Raw genomic sequence first — 853 nt, forward strand, 5'->3', positions numbered from 1 at the left:
AATATAATAACATTTTGTTGAACTATCTGTCAACAACTTGTTTTATATTTTTTTGTTGTCTGAACTTGTTTTGTAGTGACAACATAAACAAATATACCATCTCGTCCAATTGATTGCAAGCATTTCTTTACAAAAAAACAACAAAATTTTTGTGAGATCATTTGTAAGATACTTTTATATTATATAATCTGTTAAAAATTGTACTCATTATAGATATATTAAAAGGAAACACACCAAAATGCTGCTCCCCCTTTTTCATATTGCAACTAAAAAAAAACAATCTCAATATTAAGTTTGTCATAATCCAAGATCCATTCATTGTAAATATTATATGTTTCTCTTATTGTGTCAGGTGAAGTTGCCAATAAATCACACCCTCTGTCATCGTAAACGTGAAAAACCGTTTTCTTGTTATAAAATATGCTCTATGAAAAATCCTCGGACTTATTCCCAAATCTTGATTGAATATTACTTTTAGCAAAATTCCATACAAAAGCACTTCTCTACAAGTGGTGAAAAGTTATTTAATTTACGTTTAATTTGTTTACCTTTATCAAAATCATTTTAAATCCAAAACAAAGGTGGTCTAAGTTAGAAAATGCTTTTTCCAAGAAGTCGTTGAGTATCAATCTAACACCTCATAAAATTAATTCTGTCAATCAATTAACGAAGACTCGATATTGGGTCTGTACAAACGCAAACAACATAAGCAACTTTCATTCCAAAACAAAAAGATATGTGTAATCATTCTTTAAAATCTGTTTTGTATTTTCGTGTTTTGAACAATCTTCGACTTAATTTCTATTTAATAAGTAAAATTTTTAAATAATCTATTCGTTTCATATTCCAGCAC

General features: G+C 27.7%; 1 pseudogene. It reads right to left on the reverse strand.

Annotated features, from left to right (window positions below):
* Positions 1 to 266 precede the first annotated feature (266 nt).
* Positions 267 to 481, reverse strand: a pseudogene (locus RAH41_RS22430) (DUF3885 domain-containing protein); the annotation flags it as partial.
* Positions 482 to 853 lie beyond the last annotated feature (372 nt).

The sequence above is a fragment of the Gottfriedia acidiceleris genome (assembly GCF_036421055.1).
In the GTDB taxonomy this organism is placed as follows: Bacteria; Bacillota; Bacilli; order Bacillales; family Bacillaceae_G; genus Gottfriedia; species Gottfriedia acidiceleris_C.